This window comes from Gilliamella sp. X-57 (assembly GCF_057063565.1).
Map to the genome: position 1 here is coordinate 196920 of NZ_JBXSQI010000001.1, position 23353 is coordinate 220272.

Consider the following 23353-nt stretch of genomic DNA (forward strand, 5'->3'; position numbering starts at 1 on the left):
TAGGAAATAATGGTGGGCAAGGCATTACAGCAGAATTTGGTTGAAATCCATGATATGTCTTTTTATCGTGGAACAAGACCTATTTATAAAAATATGAATCTGAATGTCCCAAAAGGAAAAGTCACGGCAATTATGGGACCATCTGGCATTGGTAAAACCACCTTATTACGCCTAATTGGTGGACAATTAAAACCGCAATCAGGAAAAATTTTATTTGATGGTGAAGATGTGCCCAGCATGTCACGTTCAAGATTATATGAAGTACGTAAACGCATGAGCATGTTATTTCAATCTGGTGCATTATTTAGTGATCTAACGGTATTTGACAATGTAGCCTATCCATTACGTGAACACCTTAACCTACCTGAACCTGTATTGCACAATTTAGTGTTAATGAAATTACAAGCGGTTGGCTTACGGGGCGCAGCTCAAATGATGCCAGCCGAACTATCTGGTGGTATGGCAAGGCGAGCCGCTTTAGCTAGAGCTATTGCGCTTGATCCCGATCTAATTATGTTTGACGAACCCTTTGCAGGACAAGATCCTATCTCAATGGGCGTAATTGTTAAGCTGATATCTGAAATTAACCAATCATTAGGATTAACCTGCATTGTTGTGAGCCATGATGTGAGCGAAGTACTCAGTATTGCAGATCATGCTTATATTGTAGCTGAACAGCATATTATTGCAGGCGGTACACCACAGCAACTGCGTGATAATAACGATTTACGCGTTAAACAGTTCCTTGACGGTTTGGCTGATGGACCAGTTCCTTTTCATTATCCTGCTGATGATTACCGATTAGACCTAAGCAGAGGTATAAAATAATGTTGAATTTACTGGCAAAATTAGGGCAATGGTTTATCAATATCATTGCGATGATTGGTCGTTCAGGTGTTATGCTGTTTGGGGCATTGATTGGTAAGCCACAATTTAATAAACAATTTCCATTACTCATTAAGCAATTTTATTTTGTTGGAGTACAATCTCTCACTATTATTATTGTTTCTGGTCTTTTTATAGGCATGGTTTTGGCTCTGCAAGGTTATTTTATTCTGACTACCTTTGGAGCCGAAGCAAGCCTTGGGATGATGGTTGCGCTAGCCCTACTTCGCGAATTAGGGCCTGTTGTCGCAGGTTTACTGTTTGCTGGGCGTGCAGGCTCTGCTTTAACAGCCGAAATCGGCTTAATGAAAGCAACTGAACAGTTATCAAGTATGGAAATGATGGCAATTGATCCATTACGGCGTATTATCGCTCCGCGTTTTTGGGCTGGATTTTTTAGTATGCCGTTTTTAACTGCAATTTTTGTCACAGTTGGCATTTTAGGTGGTGCGCTTGTTGGCGTTGATTGGAAAGGTATTGATGCGGGCTTTTTTTGGTCATCTATTCAAAGCAATGTTGATTGGTGGCATGATTTAGGAAACTGTTTTGTCAAAAGCTTTGCATTTGCCATCGCTAGCACTTGGATTGCACTTTTTAATGGGTATGATTGTGTGCCAACATCAGAAGGAATTAGTCGAGCAACAACAAGCACTGTTGTTTATTCATCATTAGTTATTTTGGGGTTAGATTTTATTTTAACCGCATTAATGTTTAGTCATTGAGGTCATTAAACATGAGTCGTAAAATCGAAATTACAGTAGGATTATTTATGGTGCTGGTCATTTGTTCAGTGCTATTTTTATGTTTTAAAGTAACCGATCCAACATCATTTGCTAGCCATAATTCCTATCGAGTTTATGCTGTATTTGATAATATTGGGGGATTAAAAGCACGTTCTCCTATCAAAATTGGTGGCGTTGTGATTGGTCGAGTAAGCAATATAACGCTAAAATCATCAGATCTTGATGTGTATAAACCCTATGTGACAATGGATATTGATGCGCAATACAATCAAATTCCAAGCTCAAGTTCTCTCTCAATTAAAACATCGGGTTTATTAGGCGAACAATTTATTGATATCAACTTTGGACTTGACAAAAATACTGAAATGGAGCTTGATTCATTAGATAGCGAAGGTATAAACAATAGTTTGCCAATAGATCAGCATGAACCAGCCTATTTTCACGACGGTTTTGTAATATACAACACTAAACCCGCTATGGTTATTGAAGACTTAATTGGTCAGTTCCTTTATAGTGCTGGGGGTTCGACTGATAAAGATAAAAAACAAGATACGCAAGATACAAACGAAAAGTAAGGAGTGACTATGTTAACCAAATTCAAACAAGCCGTTTTTTTAGTATTAGTTTTAATGTTTAGTGCTACAGCCTTTGCTGAAAACGATCCCTATAAAGAGATGCAAGTTGCTGCTGATAAGATTTTTAGCACCATGAATGCACAATCCGCAGCATTAAAATCAAATCCTAACAAACTCAAAGAGATTGTAAAATCGGATCTATTACCTTATGTACAAGTCAAATATGCTGGCGCATTGATTTTAGGTAATTATTATAAAAGTGCAACAGAAGCACAACGTACAGCTTATTTTACGGCTTTTGAAAACTATCTGGTACAAGCTTTCGCTCAAGCATTATCTATGTATAATGGTCAAACCTATCAAGTTGAATCGCCAAAAGATTTAACTGGCAAAACACTTATTTCTATTCGTGTTTTATTAAATCAACCGGATAAAAATCAACAACCATTGCGTATTGATTTTCAATGGCGTAAAAACTCTGTCACTGGCGAATGGAAAGCTTATGATTTAGTTGCTGAAGGTGTAAGCATGATCACCACTAAACAAAATGAATGGTCAACTATTTTACGTCAAAACGGTATTGATGCATTAACTAAGCAATTAACTGATCTTTCAAATCGCAATATTGATCCAAATGCTAAACAAAAAGGTTAGTCGATAATGTCGCGAATCAAAACAGAACAACTACAAGATATATTATGTTTACAGGGTGAACTTGATGTTCACTCTTTAAACGATTTATGGTCAACACAAAACACCATTTTAAACAGTGTCAAATACATTGATGTAGGGCAACTTACTCGAGTTGATTCTTCAGGGCTCGCGACGTTGATTTATTTTTGCAATAAATATGATGTAAAGCTCAAAAGTATTAATCCTCAGCTACAAACATTAATTACCTTGTATGATCTACAACCTGTGATCAATGTTTAAAAAGTTAGGTTTTATACTAAAACGCATAGTTACCTGAAACTTTTTAACAAAAATAACTTCCATAATTTACATTAATAATGAGTATGAGTAATGAATAAAGAAGAAATAATCAATAAATTAAAAAATTCACTTGAGCTTGATGATGTACATGTTTTGACCGACGATGGTAGCCATTTTCAAGTTATTGCTGTCGGTGAATTATTTGCCGATTTAAGTCGCGTAAAAAAACAACAAGCAATTTATGCCCCTTTGGCAGAATTCATCCATGACAACCGTATCCATGCTCTTTCTATAAAAACTTATACCCCTACTGAATGGCAGCGCGAACGCAAATTGATGGGATTATAATGCTTCCCAAGCATGACATTCTCTTGAATTAACTGAATTTGCCACCATATTATGTTCTATCAATAGACAACCCATGTGTATAAAGGTATCGCTACATGACTAATCCATTATTAACAGATGCACCATTACCACTCTTTTCACAAATTAAGCCCGAGCATGTTTTGCCTGCTATACAAGAAACTTTAAAAAACTGCAGAAATACAATTGAAACAGCACTAAAACAAAATAGCCAATACACTTGGGATAACTTAATCCAACCAATTGATGAAATGGACGAAAAATTTGGTCGAGCTTGGTCGCCAGTTAGCCATCTTAATTCAGTTAAAAATAGCCCTGAATTACGTGAAGCTTATGAAGCTTGTCTGCCATTATTATCTGAATACAGCACATGGGTTGGACAACATAAACCTTTATATCAAGCCTATAAACAACTCAAAGAAAGCGAACAATATGCGACGTTAAGCAAAGCACAGAAAAAAGTTATTGATAATGCATTACGTGATTTTGAATTATCTGGAATTGGTTTACCTGATGATAAACAAAAACGCTACGGTGAAATTGTCGCAAAATTATCAGAATTATCCTCAAAATATAGCAATAATGTGCTTGATGCGACCATGGGTTGGTCAAAACTAATTACTGATATAAAAGAACTCTCTGGCATGCCTGAAAGTGCGCTTGCTGCTGCTCAAGAACAAGCCAAAATAAAAGGCGAAGAAGGTTGGTTACTGACTTTAGATATGCCAAGTTACCTTCCTGTTATGACTTATTGTGATAACCGTGATCTACGATTTGAACTTTATCAAGCCTATACTACTCGTGCATCAGATCAAGGCCCCCATGCTGGTAAGTGGGATAATACAGAGATCATCAAACAAATCTTAACACTACGTAATGAGCTTGCACAATTACTAGGCTTCAATACCTATGCAGATAAATCACTTGCAACAAAAATGGCTGAATCCACCTCGCAAGTCATCGAATTTTTAACCAATTTAGCAACTAAAGCTAAACCTCAAGGCGAAAAGGAGCTTGCTGAACTTAAACGTTATGCTTATGAGTTTTTTGGTGCTAGTGATATCAAGCCATGGGATGTGGCTTATTATAGTGAAAAACAAAAACAGTACTTGTACACCATTAACGATGAAGAGTTGCGACCTTATTTTCCACAGCAAAGAGTAATTAGTGGTTTATTTGAGGTAGTACACCGCATCTTTGGTATTACAGCCAAAGAACGACAAGGCGTTGAAGTTTGGGATCCTGAAGTAAAATTTTATGATCTGTTTGCCGCTAACGGTGAATTAAAAGGTAGCTTCTATCTTGATTTATATGCACGTGAGCACAAGCGTGGTGGCGCTTGGATGGATGATTGTATTGGTCGTATGCGTTTTGCTGACGGACATGTACAAAAACCGGTTGCCTATTTAACCTGTAACTTTAATCGCCCGGTTGGCGACAAACCAGCGCTATTTACGCACGATGAAGTCACAACCCTATTTCATGAATTTGGTCATGGTTTACACCACATGTTAACCGAAATTGATACTTCATCTGTCGCAGGTATTAATGGTGTACCTTGGGATGCGGTTGAATTACCTAGTCAATTCTTAGAAAACTGGTGTTGGCAACCCGAAGCGCTTGCATTTATATCAGGACATTATCAAACCGGCGAACCACTGCCAGCAGAAATGTTAGAAAAAATGCTAGATGCTAAAAACTACCAAGCCGCGCTATTTATTTTACGCCAATTGGAATTTGGTCTTTTTGACTTTAAATTACATACACAAAAAGATCCAGATATTTTAAACACATTAGCCGAAGTAAGAAAGCAAGTCGCTGTTGTGCCTACTGTTGAATGGGGTCGATTCCCGCATGCATTTAGTCATATATTTGCTGGTGGTTATGCTGCAGGTTATTACAGCTATTTATGGGCAGAAGTATTATCTGCTGATGCATTTTCACGTTTTGAAGAAGAAGGCATCTTCAACGCTAAAACCGGTAATGCCTTTCTTGATAACATTTTATCGCAAGGCGGTAGCGATGAACCAATGACACTATTTAAAAATTTCCGAGGCCGCGAACCTCAACTTGAAGCATTACTTCGTCATTATGGTATCCACTAGTCCTAACTTAGCTCAGCTAAAATTATTAGCTGAGCAGTGGTTATCGGCACATGCCGATTTACCGTTCACTCTGATTACCCAAAACAATCAACTTGAGTTACAAAAAACTGACGAAGCAAAATTAGGTTCGATATGTGTTAATTTCGTTTCAGGGGCAATGGCTCATCGTCGTCAATTTGGTGGTGGTCGTGGTGAAGCAATTGCTAAAGCAGTCGGGGTAAAAGGTGAGTATTTACCAACAGTTGTTGATACCACAGCTGGGCTTGGTCGAGATTCCTTTGTTTTAGCATCTATCGGTTGTCATGTCACTATGTTTGAGCGGCACCCTGTCGTTGCTGCATTATTAGAAGATGGTTTACAGCGTGCCTATCAAGATCCCCACATTGGTAGTTGGCTTGAGCAGCATTTACGTTTAATTTATCATTCAAGCATTGAGGGATTAAGTACTTACCCAGAAAAACCCGATGTGATTTATCTCGATCCCATGTTTCCACATCGTCAAAAAAGTGCACTTGTCAAAAAAGAGATGCGCATTTTTCAACAACTGGTTGGTAGTGATAATGATGCAGATAGCTTATTAGAGCCAGCAAGAAAATTAGCCCAAAAACGGGTTGTGGTCAAAAGACCCGATTATGCACCGTTTTTAGCTAATCAAAAACCAACGGCTGAAATAAAAACTAAAAATCACCGTTTTGATATATATACACCTTTAAAGTAATACAGGAACATGTTTTAAATTATGCGATTAGATAAATTTCTTGCTCATCACTTAGGCGCCAGTCGTACAATTGTCACCAAAGAACTCAAAGCGAAAAAAGTAACTGTTGATGGTGAGATTATAAAATCAGGCGCTTATCAATTATCGCCAAAACAGATTGTTCATTATGATGGTTATCAAATCGAACAAGTTACCAGCCAACGCTATTTCATGCTCAATAAGCCTCAAGGTTATGTTTGTTCAACCGATGATCCCGACCATCCCACTATTCTTTATTTTATTGATGAGCCGATGCCTGAAAAATTGCATGCAGCTGGCAGGCTTGATCTTGATACGACTGGACTGGTATTGCTGACCGATGATGGTAAATGGTCACACCGAATTACCTCACCTAAACATCATTGTGAAAAAGTCTATGCCGTCACGGTTGAACAACCATTAGACATTGAACTGATTGATATATTTAACAATGGCATTCAATTAAAAAGTGAGAAATCACTCACTAAACCCGCTAAATTACATATTATCGATGATTTTCACGCTGAATTAACCATTAGTGAAGGGAGATATCATCAAGTTAAACGCATGTTTGCTGCAGTCAATAATCATGTTGTTGCGTTGCATCGCATACAGATAGGCAAAGTAATCCTAGATATACCCGAAGGGGAATATCGACCACTTACACAAGATGAAATTGACTCGTTTAATTGATAGGTATAATTTACTGAGATCTTAGCCACAACTTTCCATTTAGATAATTAAAGATTTTTTAAATAATTTTGTGTCATTTATGGTCACGCATTTTGTTATGCGTATTTTGAATACAATTTGAAGGAAGTACGACGTGCCACTCCAAAATACTTTAGTTAATCTTAAAATTTCTAAAAAAGCACTGATTTTTATTCTTGGATTACTCTCTATGCTAATGCCTTTATCCATAGATATGTATTTACCAAGTATGCCAACTATCGCTCGTGATTTTAATGTAGCTGATTCGGCTGTACAGTTAACCATTAGCTGCTATTTATTAGGATTTTCTGTTGGTCAACTTTTATTTGGACCGCTCACTGACAGTTATGGACGGCGTAACGTATTAATTTTTGGTCTAATTATTTTTATAGTTGCAGCGTTAAACTGTGGTATTGCGGCCAATATTAATCAATTAATCACTGCTCGATTTTTTCATGGCATTGCAGCGGCGGCAACAACAATCGTGATTAATGCGTTAATGAAAGATATTTATCGTGACCGTGATGAATTTTCTAAAATGATGTCATTTGTAATGCTGATATCCAATGTTGCACCGTTATTAGCACCAATTATTGGTGGTTTTATTTTATATTGGTTTAATTGGCAAGCCAATTTCTACACTATTAGCCTAATTGCTTTGACCTGTTTTGTTCTAGTCATTACATTGATTCCTGAAACACTAGCCAAAGCAAAACGAGATAAATTCAGTTTAATGCGTATATTAAGTAATTTCATTACACTATTTCGCCATAGACAAGTATTAACTTATATGATGATAGGTGCGTTTTCTGGTGCGGGATTGTTTTCATTTTTAAGTTTAGGGCCTTTTGTTTATATGAATCTGCATGGTGTTGCATCAATTAATTTTGGTTACTACTTTGCGTTCAATATCATAGTGATGGTTTTCATGAATACATTAAATAGTCGATTTGTTAAACATGTTGGCGCTATAAAAATGATGCGGCTCGGTCTTTTGCTCCAATTTATTATGGCAATAGGGCTGATGCTCGTCACAGTATTTAATTTGGGATTTGCCTATCTTGTTGCTTGTGTTGCTGGTTATATTGGTTGTATGTCAACCATTGGAGGCAATAGCATGGCCGTCGTTTTAGATTTTTACCCGCATATTGCTGGCACGGCGTCTTCTCTTGCGGGTACAATTCGATTCGCTGTCGCGGGTGCATTAGGAATATTATTATCAACATTGGTAGCAACGCATACCGCTACAACCATAACGATCGATAATACAACAGAGTGGTTAATGGTTGGCTCTATGGTGTTATGTAATTTTCTTTCTGTTAGCTTATTTTTGAGTGTCAAAAACAGCAAAAGGTGATCATTATGATTTATCAACTAGGCGATTTATATCCACAAATTCATCCAAATTGTTTTATTGCAAAATCTGCCGATATCATTGGTGATGTTGTATTACAAGAAGGCGTATCTATTTGGTTTAACGCTGTTTTACGGGGTGATATAGCCCCCATACGTATTGGCAAAAATAGTAACGTACAAGATAACACTACTATCCATATTGAAACTGATATTCCTTGCATTATCGGCGAAAATGTCACAATTGGACATAATGTAATCCTACATAGCTGCACAATTGCAGATAATGTATTAATTGGCATGGGTAGTACTATATTAAACAATGCCAAAATTGCAAAAAATTGTCTTGTTGGCGCCAACTCGCTAGTAACACACACTATACCTTATGAAGAAGGTTGTTTAATTATGGGATCGCCCGCTAAAATTATCCGTAAATTGACCGAGGCTGAAATTACTGCCAATATTACTAATGCGCAACGATATGTACAAAATGGTATCAGATTTAATTCAACCCTATTTCCCATAACAGAATAACCCAACAATAAATTGTGTTTTCGATGCTATTGCCTCTGTGAGCAGGCACAATTTATGATAAAATGCCAGCAATTTTATTAGCAATAGTTTTTAGGTACTTGTTTGAAAAAGCCCAAAATTACAAGAAAACAGATTATTAATCAATTTATTCTACTCATAATAATCGGTTTATCTGTTTGTTTATTTTTATCACAGTTCAGTTACGATCCGTCTGATCCTGGTTGGTCTCGTACGGCTTGGCACTCTCCGATTAGTAATTTTGGTGGTTATATTGGTGCATATGCCAGCGATATTCTTTTTCAATTTTTAGGTTTTATTGCTTATAGCTTACCTTTCATTGCTGTTTTTATCTGTTTACAATTAAGCGTTTATTTTTATAAACATGCGAATGATCCTATTAACTACTTTAGTCTTTCATTTCGGATTATTGGGATTTTAGCATTCATATTTAGTGCGACTGGATTTTTTGCTTTAAATATCCGCGATTCTGAACAGTTTGAAGCGGGGGGGTATCTTGGTGCGATAGTCATTGAAAGCCTTTTACCTATTATAAATAGTTTTGCTTTATCATTGATTCTTCTTGCAACTTGTTTAGCCTGTGTCACATTATTAACTGGATTATCATGGCTCAATATAATTGAAAAATTAGGTGCTTTTGTCATGATTTTACTGTTACCTATTAGGTGGTTAATGAAACCTCGCATCACAAATAAACTTGCACAACCTGATTCAAAGCAAGAAAAAACAATAGTACCGTCCAATGAGGATACAAAAGAGCCTCAATTTACCATACCTTTTGATACCAAAGATGATAATCCCCATATCGTTCAAACATCAACCACTATCCCAAGCAATGACGCATCACAAGAGCAGTCATCAAATACTACCGAATCGACTGACAATGAAGAAATTTCAATCAAAACTACCGCTGAATTAATCGGGTCATCGCGCGAAGACGTTCAATTACCATCGTCAACCATAACCTCGCAAACAATTGACAATCCGCCAAGAAATGAACTTAATCCAGACGAAATTTTATCTCGCCTTGAATCGATTATTCAAAACATAAATGCGGACAAAGCCACACCAGATCAAGAACAAGCATTGTCTTCATCAATGGAGCAAATAAAACAGGTAATACAAACGCAAAAATCAGCAGAAAAATTATCATTTGGAGAGCCAGATAAATACACTATTTCTGATGCGCCAAGTAAACCCTTGTTTACTTTGGTACATAACGAGCCTGAAATTAAATTTACTCATGAACAAACATCCTTGGAACCAACTATAGATGTTGCAAAAATTGAAATAATTGAATCTAAGCAGTCATTTATCCAAGAGCCTGAGATTATTACAGATACAGAAAACCTAGCTAACATTGCAAACATAGCTGATACAGAAACTGAAACCGAAGTAAAAGTAGCAGATGTAGAACAGCTAGAATATATTGATACCGAAGCGCTAAAAAAGGCCAATCCAATCATTGACGATATCTACCCAGAAGAAGATCGCGTTGAAGATATTCAAAATTATTCCAATGAAAGCGACGAAGAAAGCTTAATTCATCCATTATTACGACGTAATGATAAACCATTACCTAAACCAACTACACCTTTGCCGTCGCTAAACTTGCTAACCGCGCCACCGACAGCGCGAATCGAAATCGATCATGTCGCTTTAAATGCCATGTCTGAACTAATTGAAAAAAGTTTGTCGGATTACCGGGTTAAAGCTAAAGTGGTTGATTATTTGCCGGGGCCAGTGATTACTCGTTTTGAAATTGAACTGGCACCAGGTATTAAAGCCGCACGAATTTCAACGCTAGACCGTGATTTAGCGCGTTCACTATCCATGCCATCAGTACGTGTGGTCGAAGTCATTCCAGGTAAGCCTTATGTTGGCATTGAATTACCCAATAAAAATCGCCAAACGGTCTATTTTAGAGAAGTCTTAGATAGTCCACAGTTTAAAGAAGCGCAATCACCACTAACGATAGTATTAGGGAAAGATATCGCTGGACAATCGGTGGTTGCTGATTTGGCAAAGATGCCACATCTATTAGTTGCCGGTACGACAGGTTCAGGTAAATCTGTCGGCGTTAATGCAATGATTTTAAGTATTTTGTATAAATCACAGCCTGAAGATGTCAGATTTATTATGATTGACCCGAAAATGCTTGAGCTATCTATTTATGAAGGGATACCACACTTATTAACCCAAGTGGTAACCGATATGAAAGATGCTGCCAATGCGCTTAATTGGTGTGTTAACGAAATGGAACGACGCTATCGACTCATGTCGGCGTTAGGGGTTCGTAATATTGCCGGTTATAACGAAAAAATCAAACTGGCAGAACAAATGGGCAGGCCTATTCCCGATCCACTTTGGAAACCAACAGACAGCATGGATCTTAACATGCCGACACTAGAAAAATTACCGTACATTGTGGTTATGGTTGATGAGTTTGCTGACCTTATTATGGCCGTTGGTAAAAAAGTAGAAGAGTTAATTGCACGGCTTGCTCAAAAAGCACGGGCGGCTGGTATTCACTTGGTATTAGCGACACAGCGCCCATCGGTTGATGTTATTACCGGCTTAATCAAAGCGAATATTCCAACACGCATTGCCTTTACAGTATCAAGTAAAATTGACTCGCGTACCATTTTAGATCAAATGGGCGCTGAATCACTACTTGGTATGGGGGATATGCTTTATTTAGCCCCTAATAGTTCCATTCCAATTCGCGTTCACGGTGCCTTTGTCCGTGATGAAGAAGTGCACGCCGTTGTACAAGATTGGAAAGCACGTGGCACACCAAAATATATCGAAAATGTCACTGTAGCAACCGACGAAAGTGAAAACGGTAACGCAGATATGTTGAGTGAAGAGCTCGATCCATTATTTGATCAAGTTGTCGCTTTTGTTGTTGAAACACGAAGAGCGTCAATTTCTAGCGTACAACGCAAATTTAGAATTGGCTATAACCGAGCTGCCCGCATTGTGGAACAGATGGAAGTAGAAGGCATTATTAGCGCCCCAAGCCACAACGGTAATCGGGAAGTACTTGCGGTATCAACGCATAGTGATTATTAATCCTTATAATAAACCAAGCCATTTAAAACAATGGATTGGTTTATTACGCCATTACAGCGCACAACAGAATAACTATCATCCCCAATAGGTAACAAATAATAATGAACGCTTATTATCAGCAAATAGCATTATTAGAACTAAAACTCAATAATGACTCCAATCGATGCTTACCTGCACAATTAGCAACCCAAGCATTAATTAAAGAAATTTGCCTATCACCTAAGCCGGGATTAGTTGACATGAATAACAGTGGCGCCCACCGCGACATGAATTTTCAAACCTTTGTCCACAGTATCAGCGCCATTAGCAACTGGTTTGAACGTTTTTATCAATATGGCAAAGCATCCGCTTTACACGATAACAAACTATTTTTAGCAGGAATCAGACCGATTGGTATTGAGTGTGAACAAGCCATGTTCCAAGCCACCAATCAAGTTAATACCCATAAAGGTGGCATATTTGCTTTTGGATTACTATTGGGTGCAATTGGCCGATTAGAACAACTTAGCTTACCCACCCATGCACAAAGCATCTGTGAGCAAGTTTCAACAATTTGCCAAGGCATAGTTCAAAGCGAACTACAGCAAAATAACCAAGCTAATTCGATAGGCGAAAAGCTATTTAAACGTCATCACTTATCTGGCGCACGTGGCGAAGCTGAATCAGGTTATGCAACAGTTCGAAACATTTCACTACCTATCTATCAAGAAATGCAAAACAGTGGCTATGATGAAGAAACTTGCTTATTACAGGCGATGTTATATTTACTTGCTTTTAATCAAGATACTAATCTGGTTTCACGAGGTGGCCTTGATGGCTTGTTTTTTGTGCAAGAACAAGCGAAAAAATTCATCAAACAAGGTGGCATAATGAATCCCAAAGTACGGGAAAATTTGTATCAACTTGATACCGAATTAATAAAACGCAATTTAAGCCCCGGTGGTTCGGCCGATTTAATTGCGATCACTTGGTTTTTGTCTCAATATAATAAATAAGATAAACCAATAAAAAAATCGCCTTTATTGGATATCGAAAAGCCATAAACATAAGTAGAATTGAATAGTTAATGTAGCTATTCGACAAATCAAGGGGCTTTGATATCAAGCCCCTATTTAATATTAACAAAGATGACTAACAATTATTAATTGATTAAATAGCTCACCTTATGGGCTTCAGTCGGTAATGGAACTTCCCATTTATTTAATAACCGCTGAATCGTTTTATTTGGCAAGGTAGTATCGCGTGCTGAATTACGACGATACAACTCCTTTTCAGGTTGCTCAAGATAAACAATTTCCACATCCGCATGATAAGCATAAAGCAAATCGAGTGCTTTTTGGCGCATCTCCTGCGATAAGTGTGTTGCATTCCAAATAAAAGATTGCTTAGTTCTTAACCACTGTTTTACCTTTGCTAAAACAAATTGTATGACTAAGCCTTCATTTTCACCATGCTTTAGCTTTAATTCAGCTCTAGCATCATCATAAGAAGCAATCGGCCATGTTGGATAGTGTTTATTTACCCAACTATTTTTACCCGATGCAGGTAAACCAGCCAGCATAATCACCTTAGATCCTACTTGGGGATATAACGCATAATCGGGTAATACATTACTACCTCGAAAATATTGAACCCGAGTATAATCATCAACAAATTGGCGAGGGTGATATAAACACCCTTCTTCAAGCGCCAATTGCTTAAAGAGTTCAACTTCATCAAGCGCTCGGCGTTTATCAGCACAAATACGACCTTCCATATCGGCTTTAGCTTGCAGACATAACATCCAAATAGGCAGTTGCCACGATAAGCGGTGAATTAAATATTCGGGTGATTTATTTCTTCCGCCATCACTTAAAGCAAAAAAAGGCACTTGATGTACACTAATGATTCGGCAGATTTGTTCCCGCAAATCAAATGGCACCCCCATTCGCCATAATAATATACGACTACGAATTTCGCCTTTTTTGGAATGCCTTGGTTGTGTGATTTTACCTGTCAACTCATCTATGACGGTGGTTTCTGGCTTCGCAATATCATGCAATAAAGCAGTCATAAATAATACAAACTGCTCATCTTCTGTTGCATTGGTAAACTCTTCTTGCGTTAATAATGCACGCACAACCATTTGCGTATGCACCCAAACATTCCCCTCACCATGATGCAAAGGATCTTGTGGCGTTATTATCAAACTATTCAACTCAGGAATACAGGTTAACCATGGGCTAAAATCATCAGTTGCCAACGTACTTGCTATTTGTTGTTTTAGTACTTGGTAATTCATAATTTACCTCCGTTTAGGCATCCATTATTCCAATTCACTGTTAATTGAGGTGTATATAACTCAACACCTTGAGCTAATTGGTTTGGAATAAAAGGCTGTTCACTATGATGTTGCCCTGCATCTAAAATCGCCTGAACAAAATCATGTCTCACCCATTTTAAGCGGTCAATGGTTTGTTCTTCCGATTCGATTTTAAGATATAACCCTTCCATCAAGTCAGAGTTATCGCATTGTTGCCAAGCTTTGCTTAAGTCAAGCTTTTCACGCATCACGATTTGCTCAAAGCAAGTACGCCAATTAGCGGTTTTAGCCAAAGATGGTCTGACTAACGCCAATAAATCGCTCAATTTAGAAGGTGCAATCCCTGCAAATAGCACAGGCACCGATAAAACTGGACCACCAGCTAATAATTGATGTCGCTTTAGGGTAGATAAAAAACAGTTTTGTTGTCTATCCCAAATATCAAACTCACAAAAATAGTGCGGTAAAGCATCATAAAAAATAGCATGTTTTTTGTGTAACCATTCACCATAAAGGATATAGCGATCTTCTAAACGCTCAAGTAACCAATATTCATGCACGCAAGCCCAGTGCTTTAAAAGGTTAAATTGGCGTTCTCGTGAACCACCTATTAAGTAATGTCCTCGAGATTGAAGCAACAGCTCACCACTAGCTGAAAAACTAATAGCACAGTTTGCACCGTCAAGTTTTTCTTCAATAACGATATATTGACCAGTTAATTGCTTATAAGGACGTTGTCCATGTTCACTATCACCAACCTGTAGGCGTGAGCTTTCTAGATGCGGTGTCCGTGGATATTTAATTAATTCTAAATTTTGAATATAAGATTCCATTGTCATAATGTTTTCTCCAAAAAAATAAGGGAAAACCGACAAGGCAAAAATCTATAGATTGAATTGCAACGAAGGGGCTTAGATAATACTAAGCAAAAGACAATATGATAGAAGATACCAAGTCGGCATTAAGATAAAGTGTTAACTACAGGCATTTTGCCACCTCGCTATAACAAAAAATTCAGGTTAAAAAAACGGCGCTATTATCAACAGTTGCTCATGCTTTGTCAAGTTTAATTATAATAAATAACCATTTATGGAAATAACTAATTATAAATTATTTGTTTTTTGCAAAAAATACAAATAAAACCAAAATGCTATCCAACTATTTTTGCAACAACTCTTTACCCGCTCTGGGCTTATTCTAATGCTAGATTAATGACTATATTCTCCTTTAGGTGTTGTGAAAAATTGGAATGTTTTTCTATAAAACAGCTTAGATATTCAATTAATTTTATTAAATTATTGCTAATTATTTTTAATAAAATTAAATATTTATAGTCCGTTTTTTGGGGATTTTGTATTTAAGTAAAGACTATGGGGATACGGTTAAGTTTCGGACGTTTTAACCTTTGGGAAAATAAATAACGCTAGAGTCAACATCCGAAACATTACCGAACAAAATACCTTTAAAACTTACCCTTTTAATGCCAACCATGCCTATGCGTAGTCGGACGGGAGCGTTTTTTGACTTTCAGTCATTAACACAGTCATACCTGCTCAGCGTCCAACTGAGCGGGGGCTGGGTTCTTTGTTAGATTGCCTCTATTTGCACCAGAAGTGCCCCCGCGCCCTAAGGATTAACGCTAAAAGCTAAGGTGCGGTGCAAAGGCCATAGCGGGGGTGGGAGGCAATGGTGCCGTTGACGAAGCCGAGGATCGAGTGGACAACGTATCGGTGGCCACCTATATCGCTCGTCCAGTAGCTGTATCGGAAGAAGCCCGCATCAGTGTAGGGGTCCATGGGGCCCCACTCCGTGAAAAAGCCAGCGCCTATGTGACGCTTGTAATAACTAATTAATGACGATGGCTTGGCGCCATCTACGCCATTTATACATGGGAACAAACTATGTGTACCACATTTCGCATTGGTTAAATCCCTTATCCTCGGCATGCGATAACCCAAACTATTACACCATGCTAAATGGTCACTATAAGCTTTAAATTGATCACCACGATTGACGAACCACTGCCTTAATACAAATCCATATTTTACTACCTCACCGCCATATATATCTCTACCCACTAACTCAAACTTCTGCGGTAACCATGGCTTAGCTATTCGGCTAGGATTCGGATTATCCCATTGATTGCTTGCCTCTGGACCTGTTAGCCTAACACGTGCTACAACTTGTCCCCTATCCTCATCAGGAATCAACTTATCATTAGCTACAACATTTGTCACTGTCGCGGTGATTCCCTCATGCGTGACAGGCTCCCATGTCAATTGTTCTACATCTCCTGTTATGAGTAAATCAAAATATAAATTATGCGCACCCGTGGTCGGGAAATTTAGGTTGTATGATTCAGGATTGGTTGATTGAACTAAGAAGCCTTTATTAGGAGCCCATATGTCAACTGAGCCTGTATATTTGCCGTTACCCAAATATACACTCGGCCTTACATAATCAATAACTGCAACTACCGTTGAAGGTAAAATTATCGCATCACTACGATTATCCGCTCGAGCTATTTTACCATTCAATGCCTGTAAATTCGATGAAGATGACAATAATAACAATGCTAATACTAGCAAAGCTGTTTTAGGTGATTTGAGCGATAATTTCGAAGATATAAATAAGTTTTGTGTAAAAACTCGTCGAATAGGATTATTTGATAAATTTAAGACATAGGTTTGCCAGTGCTGGTGTCTGGTGTCTGGTGTCTAAAATGATAATGCATTATGGTTCACCTGTCAAGCAATGTTTTGTTTTATTTGAATTTTCATAATTATTCGCTTATTTAATAAGCTTGTTGTACTATAGTGATAAAAGTATAACCGCTTAAAAAACATCTGGCTAGTTTTTAAGCGCATTTTTTTGTAAAGAAATGTGAAGATGGAAACGATTCAACTTTAAAGCGATGGTAATTTTTTAATTAAAATATAGTATTAAGTTTCGTGCCTTTTAACCTTTGGTGGAATTATTAATATCGGTGATAACGTTGAGCTAAACATCCCAGTTTGACGTGCTAACCTATCTCCGTTGCTGTCACATTCTGACGCCAGATTAATGACTGTATTGACTTTTGAATGTTGTGAAATATAGGTGTATTTTTATCTGCAAAATTGCCGAGATAGAAAATTGATTTTATTAAACTTTTTACTTGATGTTTTTTTAATAAAATCAATTGTTTGTGGGGTAATTTTGGAGTTGTATGTTTTGATTAAAGGCTTTTTGATGCGGTTAGGTCTTTATACTCCTACTTTGGTTTGTTCCGGACAAACATAACCACACCAAATATTCATGTTTGACTTGCTCACTTGCCTAAGTTGTCAGCACTTGGTAAGGTATGGAAAAATATCATCGCAAAGCTACCCTATAACTACCTTATTTTACTAAAAAACAAAAAAATAAAATCAATGTTATACCCAATCTGTTTTTATAGAAAAAATATCAATCTCCATAACACCCAAAGGTTAATATAGCTTACTTTTTACGCGGAAAATCGACATCTCCCGCTAGGACTACATCCTTTAATTGTGCCCTTTCGCCAAGGATTAAAAACTAAAAATAAAAACTAAGGCGTGATGCAAAACCCTGAGTAATGGTAACTTGGATTATAGCTGCCCACACCACCGCCCATTAACCCCACATAGAACTGAAGGTTTCCTGTTGTATCACTTGTCCAGTACCACAGGGTGAAATCTATATCCGCGTAATCTAATATTTCACCCCACTCCGTTAAAAATCCAGCACCCATTTGACGCTGATAAAAATTATCACTAGCTGATGGTGTAGCCCCGACGGCATCTTGACAATAGTTGCCAACGTTCACATCAGAACAAACTGCGTTAGTCAGGTCCTTGACCTGTGCGAGACGATAACCTAAACTACGACACCATGCTACTTGATTAGATGCGGTATCGCTTTTATCCCCTCGGTTGATGAACCACTTCCGTAATACAAATCCATATTTTACGACTGCATTACCATCACTATCTCTACCTACTAATTCAAATGTCTGTGGTAAATTGGGCTTGCTAATTCGACTAGGATTGACATTATCCTTTTGTGCTCTTGCTTCTGGACCAGTTAAAGTGACTCGTGTTACTACTTCTGGATAGTTAGGAATCCAATTATCGTTAGCTGTTGTCCTTGTTACTGTGGCGGTTATTCCCTCATGCGTGACGGGTTCCCAAGTCAATTGATTTGTATCAACGCCCCTTATGTCTAAATCAAAATATAAGCCATCAGCTCCCGTGGTCGGGAAGTTACTGCCGTATAATGTGGGATTGGTTGATTGCGGGATAAAACCTTTATCTGAATCCCATATGGAGTCAGGCCCTTTAAAGCCGCCTGTGCCATATCGTAGATTCGGCCTAGCATAGCAGACTGTAGGCGGTAAATTTGGATTGATGTAATACGTTACCGTGCCATAGTCAAAAATACTGTGACTTGGTACACCGTATTGCGTGCTTAAACGGCCCGGTATGTTGTTTAACTCCATTTTATAAGGCGCTTTGCAAATATCTAAAGCATCACTGCGGTTAATTTCTCGGTTATTTTTATCAGTAATCCTAATTGATAAACTACCTGTTGCGATGACCCCTTTTGTGCCCAATCCATCACCATCATCATCACCCCAATAGTTATAATGTGTTACTAAGTCACTTAACAATATGAAATTTGTTGATACTGGTATCATCATATCAATATCAGCAAGAGTATCTCCTGCATTGGGTAAGTTGATTGGGTTCGTGGGGGTTGAGGGATTGTTTGATGGTGTGATTTGAGTACCATCCGATAACCAGATACTAAGTAAATCTTCTGTTGTTGTCACTTTGGTTTTACCACTATCAAACGTAAAATACGGCGCTGTACCTTGAATTATATCGGTGGTTTTGGCGGACAATGCCTGTAAGTCCAATGAATATGGCAATAACAATAACGGTGCCAACTGCGCTATGAATTTTAATAATAATTTCGATGATAAACATGAGGTGAGTACGCCCCTCCGTCTAACTTGTTTATTTGGTAAATTTTGGATATAGGGCAGTTGGTGTTTAACCTGTCTCTCCATAACATTTCACCTATCAATTATTTCTCTGTTTTATTTATCTTTTTTACAATTACTCGCTTTTAAAATAAGCTGAATTAATTTTTCCTTTTTGTGAGTATAGCGTTGTAAAAAAAATTGACCATCATTTTTATTAAAAAAATTTACTAAGATTGCTTATGAACAACTTTGAATAATGCTATTTTTTAGCAAACAGCCGGAAATTATTGTTAAAAAATTTCAGGGAACTATGCGTTTTAGGATAAAAATTATTTTTGATTTGTCTATTTTTAGCTATTTGAGAAAATAATACTGCGATTCTATTTCACTTTTTTGAAAGTTCTAGTAATTTACATAGGCTATATTGGAGCGGGAAACGAGGTTCGAACTCGCGACCCCGACCTTGGCAAGGTCGTGCTCTACCAACTGAGCTATTCCCGCTTATTGAGGCACTTCGAAAGAAGTGGTGAGCATTATACAAAAATTTTTGTATCTAGCAACCATTTTTATTGTTATTTTTTATCTTTCCAACTAAGTGATTCAAAAACACCAAATAAAAACAAACGTAAGACTTTAAATTTGTCTTGTTGTTTTTCTTGATTTGTCATGGTTGAGTGTAACATCCACGCTTGTAAACCATGGATAACCGTAAACGCAATTAAACCGATATTAGCCACTACATTGGCAGGGTGTGGATAAGGATAGATAAGGTTAAATACTAAAAATAACCATACCAATGAATACAAGACTTTTCCTATAAATATGAACATTAATTGCCTTCTCGTATAAATAGATAACTGTGAACTTGTCCGGCCGTTTTTTCGCGATGTAAATGCCAGTGAGTTGGAATATAAGTTGTTAGATTATGACCTATTTCTGTTTCAATATAAATATAAGCTGACGGTTTTAGCCAGTTATTATTCTCAAGCTCGCTAACCGTTTTTGCCACCAATGCATGATGGAATGGCGGGTCGATAAATACAATATCAAATTGTTTTATAGCAGGCTTGTTTAGCCATTGTAGTGTATCGGTATGATAAATGTCGATTGTATCGCTAGCAATAAGCTGTTTGTTTTTGTTGAGTAGTTGCACAACTTGTTTATCTTTTTCAAGTAAGGTAACACTTTGGGCCCCTCTTGATGCTGCTTCAAAACCTAACGAACCACTCCCTGAAAAACAGTCTAAACAATTGCTATCGTGTATAACTGGCATTAACCAGTTATACAGAGTTTCTTTGATACGATCTGTGGTTGGGCGCAACCCTTGTTTGTCAAGTACCGACAATTTACGCCCACGCCATTTTCCACCAATAATTCTTATTGAACCATTCATCTCAAATCCTTATATCAGAATAGCTCAGAAGTATTACCTTCTGAATCTGTTACCTTTGTGCCCACTTCTTGAGTTGCATAAGTCGTTGGCTCGGTACCTTTTATAAAGTACTCTGACATAGTTCTAGAGCCAGATTGAGGTAATAACCCCGTTTTTTGATCGATAGTCACAGAAATCACATTTTCAGGTTTGACATCTTCTATTACCGGTACATCTTTTAGGGCAACTTTCATATAATCAACCCACACTGGATTTGCAGTTACCGCCCCTGCTTCGGCTCGGAAAGTTCGACCTAAATCACGACGGTGATCGTCAAATCCCATCCACACAGTTGTGACAATATTGCCACCAAATCCAGAAAACCAAACGTCTTTAGATGAGTTAGTAGTCCCTGTTTTTCCACCGACATCTTTTCTACCCAACGCTTTTACGCGCCATGCCGTACCCTGCCAATCTGAACCACCAAAAACAATTGAACGAAGACCATCTTTCATAATAAATGCAATGCCACTATTTACCGTATGCGGTGCATATTTTGGTGTGACATCAATTGTTTTGTTATCAATATTTATATCAGGTAACACGATATCATCATCAGATTTAAGGTTGGCTTGTTCAGGTTCTTCATTATCTGATTCATTTGATTCATTTTCAACATTATCAAGTGATATCGGTGTTGAGCCAACAATGACATCATCGTCAACACAATTGTGACAAGCAATCATCGGTTGATGTTGATAAATGGTACCAGTACCACTATTGTATTCTATCTTTTCAATTAAGTATGGTGTAATTAAATAACCTCCGTTAGTGATAACAGAATACGCTCTTGCCACTTGCAGGGGAGTAAACGAAGCCGAACCTAACGCTAACGATTCGTTATGTGAAATATTCTCTTTTGGGAATCCAAAACGTTCTAAATAATCTGCCGCATAATCTATACCAACGGCACGCAAAGCCCTTACCATCATTACATTTTTAGACATTCCTAACCCGATTCTTAAGCGTAGTGGTCCTGCATAGGTTGGTGGTGAGTTTTTAGGGCGCCATGTTGCACTCCCTGTAGAACGGACAATGGGTGCATCATTGAGCAGTGTTGCCATCGTTAAACCGTGTTCTAAGGTTGAAGTATAAATAAATGGTTTAATATTTGAACCTAATTGCCGCAGTGCTTGCGTTGCTCGGTTAAATTTACTCAAATTAAAATCATAACCGCCTACAATTGCTTTGATTGCCCCATTGTCTGAATCAAGTGATACCAGTGCGGCATTGACAGCTGGAATTTGTGCTAATTCCCAATTATCGCCCGTTTTTTTAACCCAAATAAGTTGTCCTGATTTAAGAGTATCAGATACTTTTTTAGGAAACGCACCTTGTCTTGTATCACTAATAAATGGACGAGCCCATTTCATGTTTGGGTATGTAATAGTAATACTGCTTTTATCAGATAATACCGCTGTTGCTTCTTTATCTGCTGAGGTCATAACAACAGCTGGACACATGCCGTTATAACACATATATTTATCAATGGTTTGCTTGATTTGCTCAAGATCCCATGGGGTTTCATTCGGTTGCCATAATACTTTTTCAGCGCCACGATAACCATGTCTGATATCATAATCAATAATATGTTTTTGCACCGTTTCTGTTGCGGCTATTTGATCCGTTTTCGAAATAGTTGTATAAACTTTATAGCCATCTGTATAGGCATTTTCGCCAAATTTATCGTACATAAATTGACGTGCCATTTCCGCTACATAAGGCGCTGAAAACTCGATTTGTGGTGAATGATAGCTGGCGCTAAGCGGCTTTTTAATCGCCTCATTATATTCAGCTTGAGTGATATAGGATTGATCTAACATACGTCCTAATACCCAATTACGTCTAGTTAATGCACGATCTGGATGAGAAATTGGATTGTAAGCTGATGGTGCATTTGGTAAACCGGCTAATAAAGCGGCTTCATCAATGGTTAACTGATCGGGAGTTTTACCAAAAAAAGTATAAGATGCAGCGGCAACGCCGTATGCTCTAGAACCGAAGTTAATCATGTTAAGATACAATGCCATGATTTCTTCTTTCGATAGTTCTTTTTCCATACGAATAGCCAAAATAATTTCTTTGGCTTTACGCGATATGCTTTTTTCAGGTGTTAAGAAAAAGTTCTTAGCGACTTGTTGAGTGATGGTACTACCACCTTGAGAAAATCCTTTATGTTTTAAACCGATATACATTGCCCGAACAATACCAATAGGGTCAATGCCAAAATGTTCATGAAAACGAGCATCTTCTGTTGCAATGACGGCATTAACAACCATTGGTGGAATTTCGTCATATTTCAATGGGGTTCGACGCCGTTCACCAAAAATAGCAATTAACTCACCATCTTTACTTAATACTTGCATTGGCGTCTGTAATCGAACATCTTTTAATGTAGTAACATCTGGTAGATCTTTAGAATAATGAGCATAACCAGCAATGCCAATAATTAAGCCACAAAGAAATAAACCAATGAGTAATTTTAGAAGAATTTTTAACACTCTAATTAATATCACAAATTTTTCCTATCTAAATTTTAAGGCAAAAATAATGGCTTCAGAGTTCTCTCTGCGCCAAATTTAGTTAACCTATCTT

19 protein-coding genes, 1 tRNA gene and 2 pseudogenes are annotated in these 23353 nt (G+C 37.6%); 14 read left to right on the forward strand and 8 right to left on the reverse strand.

The window, feature by feature from the left end; translation table 11 throughout:
• The first annotated feature begins 9 nt into the window (after nt 1-9).
• The 14 genes and pseudogenes from mlaF (at nt 10) to citG (ending at nt 13029) form a co-directional block, all read left to right on the forward strand.
• Nucleotides 10-828: a phospholipid ABC transporter ATP-binding protein MlaF gene (mlaF, locus tag ACYIAL_RS00895; RefSeq protein WP_483750707.1), complete on the forward strand. Its 819-nt coding sequence runs from the start codon at nt 10-12 to the stop codon at nt 826-828.
• The gene (gene mlaE / locus ACYIAL_RS00900; RefSeq protein WP_483750708.1) at nt 828-1607 is read left to right on the forward strand and encodes a lipid asymmetry maintenance ABC transporter permease subunit MlaE; all 780 of its coding nucleotides are present in this window, start codon (nt 828-830) and stop codon (nt 1605-1607) included. The genes mlaF and mlaE overlap by 1 nt, the downstream gene beginning before the upstream one ends.
• Before the next feature lie 11 nt (nt 1608-1618).
• On the forward strand, nt 1619-2203 hold the full coding sequence (gene mlaD, locus ACYIAL_RS00905; protein WP_483750709.1) for an outer membrane lipid asymmetry maintenance protein MlaD: 585 nt from the start codon (nt 1619-1621) through the stop codon (nt 2201-2203).
• Between the two features lie 9 nt (nt 2204-2212).
• Nucleotides 2213-2857: a phospholipid-binding protein MlaC gene (gene mlaC / locus ACYIAL_RS00910; protein WP_483750710.1), complete on the forward strand. Its 645-nt coding sequence runs from the start codon at nt 2213-2215 to the stop codon at nt 2855-2857.
• Between the two features lie 6 nt (nt 2858-2863).
• Entirely contained in the window at nt 2864-3136 is a 273-nt protein-coding gene (locus ACYIAL_RS00915; RefSeq protein ID WP_483750711.1) for an STAS domain-containing protein, read from the forward strand.
• A 90-nt stretch (nt 3137-3226) separates the two neighbouring features.
• Entirely contained in the window at nt 3227-3484 is a 258-nt protein-coding gene (gene ibaG / locus ACYIAL_RS00920) for a BolA family iron metabolism protein IbaG (RefSeq protein ID WP_174795903.1), read from the forward strand.
• Between the two features lie 95 nt (nt 3485-3579).
• Nucleotides 3580-5607: an oligopeptidase A gene (gene prlC, locus ACYIAL_RS00925; RefSeq protein ID WP_483750712.1), complete on the forward strand. Its 2028-nt coding sequence runs from the start codon at nt 3580-3582 to the stop codon at nt 5605-5607.
• The gene (locus tag ACYIAL_RS00930) at nt 5594-6325 is read left to right on the forward strand and encodes a class I SAM-dependent methyltransferase (RefSeq protein ID WP_483750713.1); all 732 of its coding nucleotides are present in this window, start codon (nt 5594-5596) and stop codon (nt 6323-6325) included. The genes prlC and ACYIAL_RS00930 overlap by 14 nt, the downstream gene beginning before the upstream one ends.
• A gap of 21 nt (nt 6326-6346) precedes the next feature.
• A complete protein-coding gene (rsuA, locus tag ACYIAL_RS00935) occupies nt 6347-7036 on the forward strand; it encodes a 16S rRNA pseudouridine(516) synthase RsuA (RefSeq protein WP_174795900.1) in 690 nt (229 codons plus the stop codon).
• 133 nt (nt 7037-7169) lie between these two features.
• Nucleotides 7170-8411, forward strand: a complete 1242-nt coding sequence (locus ACYIAL_RS00940; RefSeq protein WP_483750714.1) for a Bcr/CflA family multidrug efflux MFS transporter — start codon at nt 7170-7172, stop codon at nt 8409-8411.
• A 5-nt stretch (nt 8412-8416) separates the two neighbouring features.
• Nucleotides 8417-8941 (forward strand): gamma carbonic anhydrase family protein, encoded by a 525-nt coding sequence (locus tag ACYIAL_RS00945; protein ID WP_174795899.1) that lies wholly within the window; start codon nt 8417-8419, stop codon nt 8939-8941.
• A gap of 102 nt (nt 8942-9043) precedes the next feature.
• Nucleotides 9044-9580: pseudogene (locus tag ACYIAL_RS00950) on the forward strand (DNA translocase FtsK 4TM domain-containing protein); the annotation flags it as partial.
• Nucleotides 9581-10489: 909 nt separating this feature from the next.
• Nucleotides 10490-12034, forward strand: a pseudogene (locus ACYIAL_RS00955) (DNA translocase FtsK); the annotation flags it as partial.
• A 101-nt stretch (nt 12035-12135) separates the two neighbouring features.
• A complete protein-coding gene (gene citG, locus ACYIAL_RS00960) occupies nt 12136-13029 on the forward strand; it encodes a triphosphoribosyl-dephospho-CoA synthase CitG (RefSeq protein WP_483750715.1) in 894 nt (297 codons plus the stop codon).
• Between the two features lie 146 nt (nt 13030-13175).
• Here the strand turns inward: citG and ACYIAL_RS00965 are convergent, their stop codons facing one another.
• The 8 genes from ACYIAL_RS00965 to ACYIAL_RS01000 form a co-directional block, all read right to left on the reverse strand.
• The gene (locus ACYIAL_RS00965; RefSeq protein ID WP_483750716.1) at nt 13176-14315 is read right to left on the reverse strand and encodes an AAA family ATPase; all 1140 of its coding nucleotides are present in this window, start codon (nt 14313-14315) and stop codon (nt 13176-13178) included.
• Complete coding sequence (locus ACYIAL_RS00970; protein WP_483750717.1) at nt 14312-15175, reverse strand: RNA ligase family protein; 864 nt, start codon at nt 15173-15175, stop codon at nt 14312-14314. The genes ACYIAL_RS00965 and ACYIAL_RS00970 overlap by 4 nt, the downstream gene beginning before the upstream one ends.
• Before the next feature lie 807 nt (nt 15176-15982).
• Nucleotides 15983-16900, reverse strand: coding sequence for a hypothetical protein (locus tag ACYIAL_RS00975; protein WP_483750718.1), 918 nt, complete (start codon nt 16898-16900; stop codon nt 15983-15985).
• A gap of 1007 nt (nt 16901-17907) precedes the next feature.
• Nucleotides 17908-19410, reverse strand: a complete 1503-nt coding sequence (locus ACYIAL_RS00980) for a hypothetical protein (protein WP_483750719.1) — start codon at nt 19408-19410, stop codon at nt 17908-17910.
• Between the two features lie 341 nt (nt 19411-19751).
• Nucleotides 19752-19827 (reverse strand) — tRNA-Gly (locus ACYIAL_RS00985).
• A 71-nt stretch (nt 19828-19898) separates the two neighbouring features.
• Nucleotides 19899-20156, reverse strand: coding sequence for a DUF1145 domain-containing protein (locus ACYIAL_RS00990; protein WP_174795892.1), 258 nt, complete (start codon nt 20154-20156; stop codon nt 19899-19901).
• Entirely contained in the window at nt 20156-20719 is a 564-nt protein-coding gene (gene rsmD / locus ACYIAL_RS00995; RefSeq protein ID WP_483747158.1) for a 16S rRNA (guanine(966)-N(2))-methyltransferase RsmD, read from the reverse strand. Before rsmD ends, ACYIAL_RS00990 begins: the two co-directional genes overlap by 1 nt.
• Before the next feature lie 14 nt (nt 20720-20733).
• On the reverse strand, nt 20734-23265 hold the full coding sequence (locus ACYIAL_RS01000) for a PBP1A family penicillin-binding protein (protein WP_483750754.1): 2532 nt from the start codon (nt 23263-23265) through the stop codon (nt 20734-20736).
• Nucleotides 23266-23353 lie beyond the last annotated feature (88 nt).

Coding starts and splice junctions, on each gene's coding strand:
- mlaF (WP_483750707.1), top strand. CDS start 10: ATGGTGGGCAAGGCATTACAGCAGAATTTGGTTGAAATCCATGATATG.
- mlaE (WP_483750708.1), top strand. CDS start 828: ATGTTGAATTTACTGGCAAAATTAGGGCAATGGTTTATCAATATCATT.
- mlaD (WP_483750709.1), top strand. CDS start 1,619: ATGAGTCGTAAAATCGAAATTACAGTAGGATTATTTATGGTGCTGGTC.
- mlaC (WP_483750710.1), top strand. CDS start 2,213: ATGTTAACCAAATTCAAACAAGCCGTTTTTTTAGTATTAGTTTTAATG.
- ACYIAL_RS00915 (WP_483750711.1), top strand. CDS start 2,864: ATGTCGCGAATCAAAACAGAACAACTACAAGATATATTATGTTTACAG.
- ibaG (WP_174795903.1), top strand. CDS start 3,227: ATGAATAAAGAAGAAATAATCAATAAATTAAAAAATTCACTTGAGCTT.
- prlC (WP_483750712.1), top strand. CDS start 3,580: ATGACTAATCCATTATTAACAGATGCACCATTACCACTCTTTTCACAA.
- ACYIAL_RS00930 (WP_483750713.1), top strand. CDS start 5,594: ATGGTATCCACTAGTCCTAACTTAGCTCAGCTAAAATTATTAGCTGAG.
- rsuA (WP_174795900.1), top strand. CDS start 6,347: ATGCGATTAGATAAATTTCTTGCTCATCACTTAGGCGCCAGTCGTACA.
- ACYIAL_RS00945 (WP_174795899.1), top strand. CDS start 8,417: ATGATTTATCAACTAGGCGATTTATATCCACAAATTCATCCAAATTGT.
- citG (WP_483750715.1), top strand. CDS start 12,136: ATGAACGCTTATTATCAGCAAATAGCATTATTAGAACTAAAACTCAAT.
- ACYIAL_RS00965 (WP_483750716.1), bottom strand. CDS start 14,315: ATGAATTACCAAGTACTAAAACAACAAATAGCAAGTACGTTGGCAACT.
- ACYIAL_RS00970 (WP_483750717.1), bottom strand. CDS start 15,175: ATGACAATGGAATCTTATATTCAAAATTTAGAATTAATTAAATATCCA.
- ACYIAL_RS00980 (WP_483750719.1), bottom strand. CDS start 19,410: ATGGAGAGACAGGTTAAACACCAACTGCCCTATATCCAAAATTTACCA.
- ACYIAL_RS00990 (WP_174795892.1), bottom strand. CDS start 20,156: ATGTTCATATTTATAGGAAAAGTCTTGTATTCATTGGTATGGTTATTT.
- rsmD (WP_483747158.1), bottom strand. CDS start 20,719: ATGAATGGTTCAATAAGAATTATTGGTGGAAAATGGCGTGGGCGTAAA.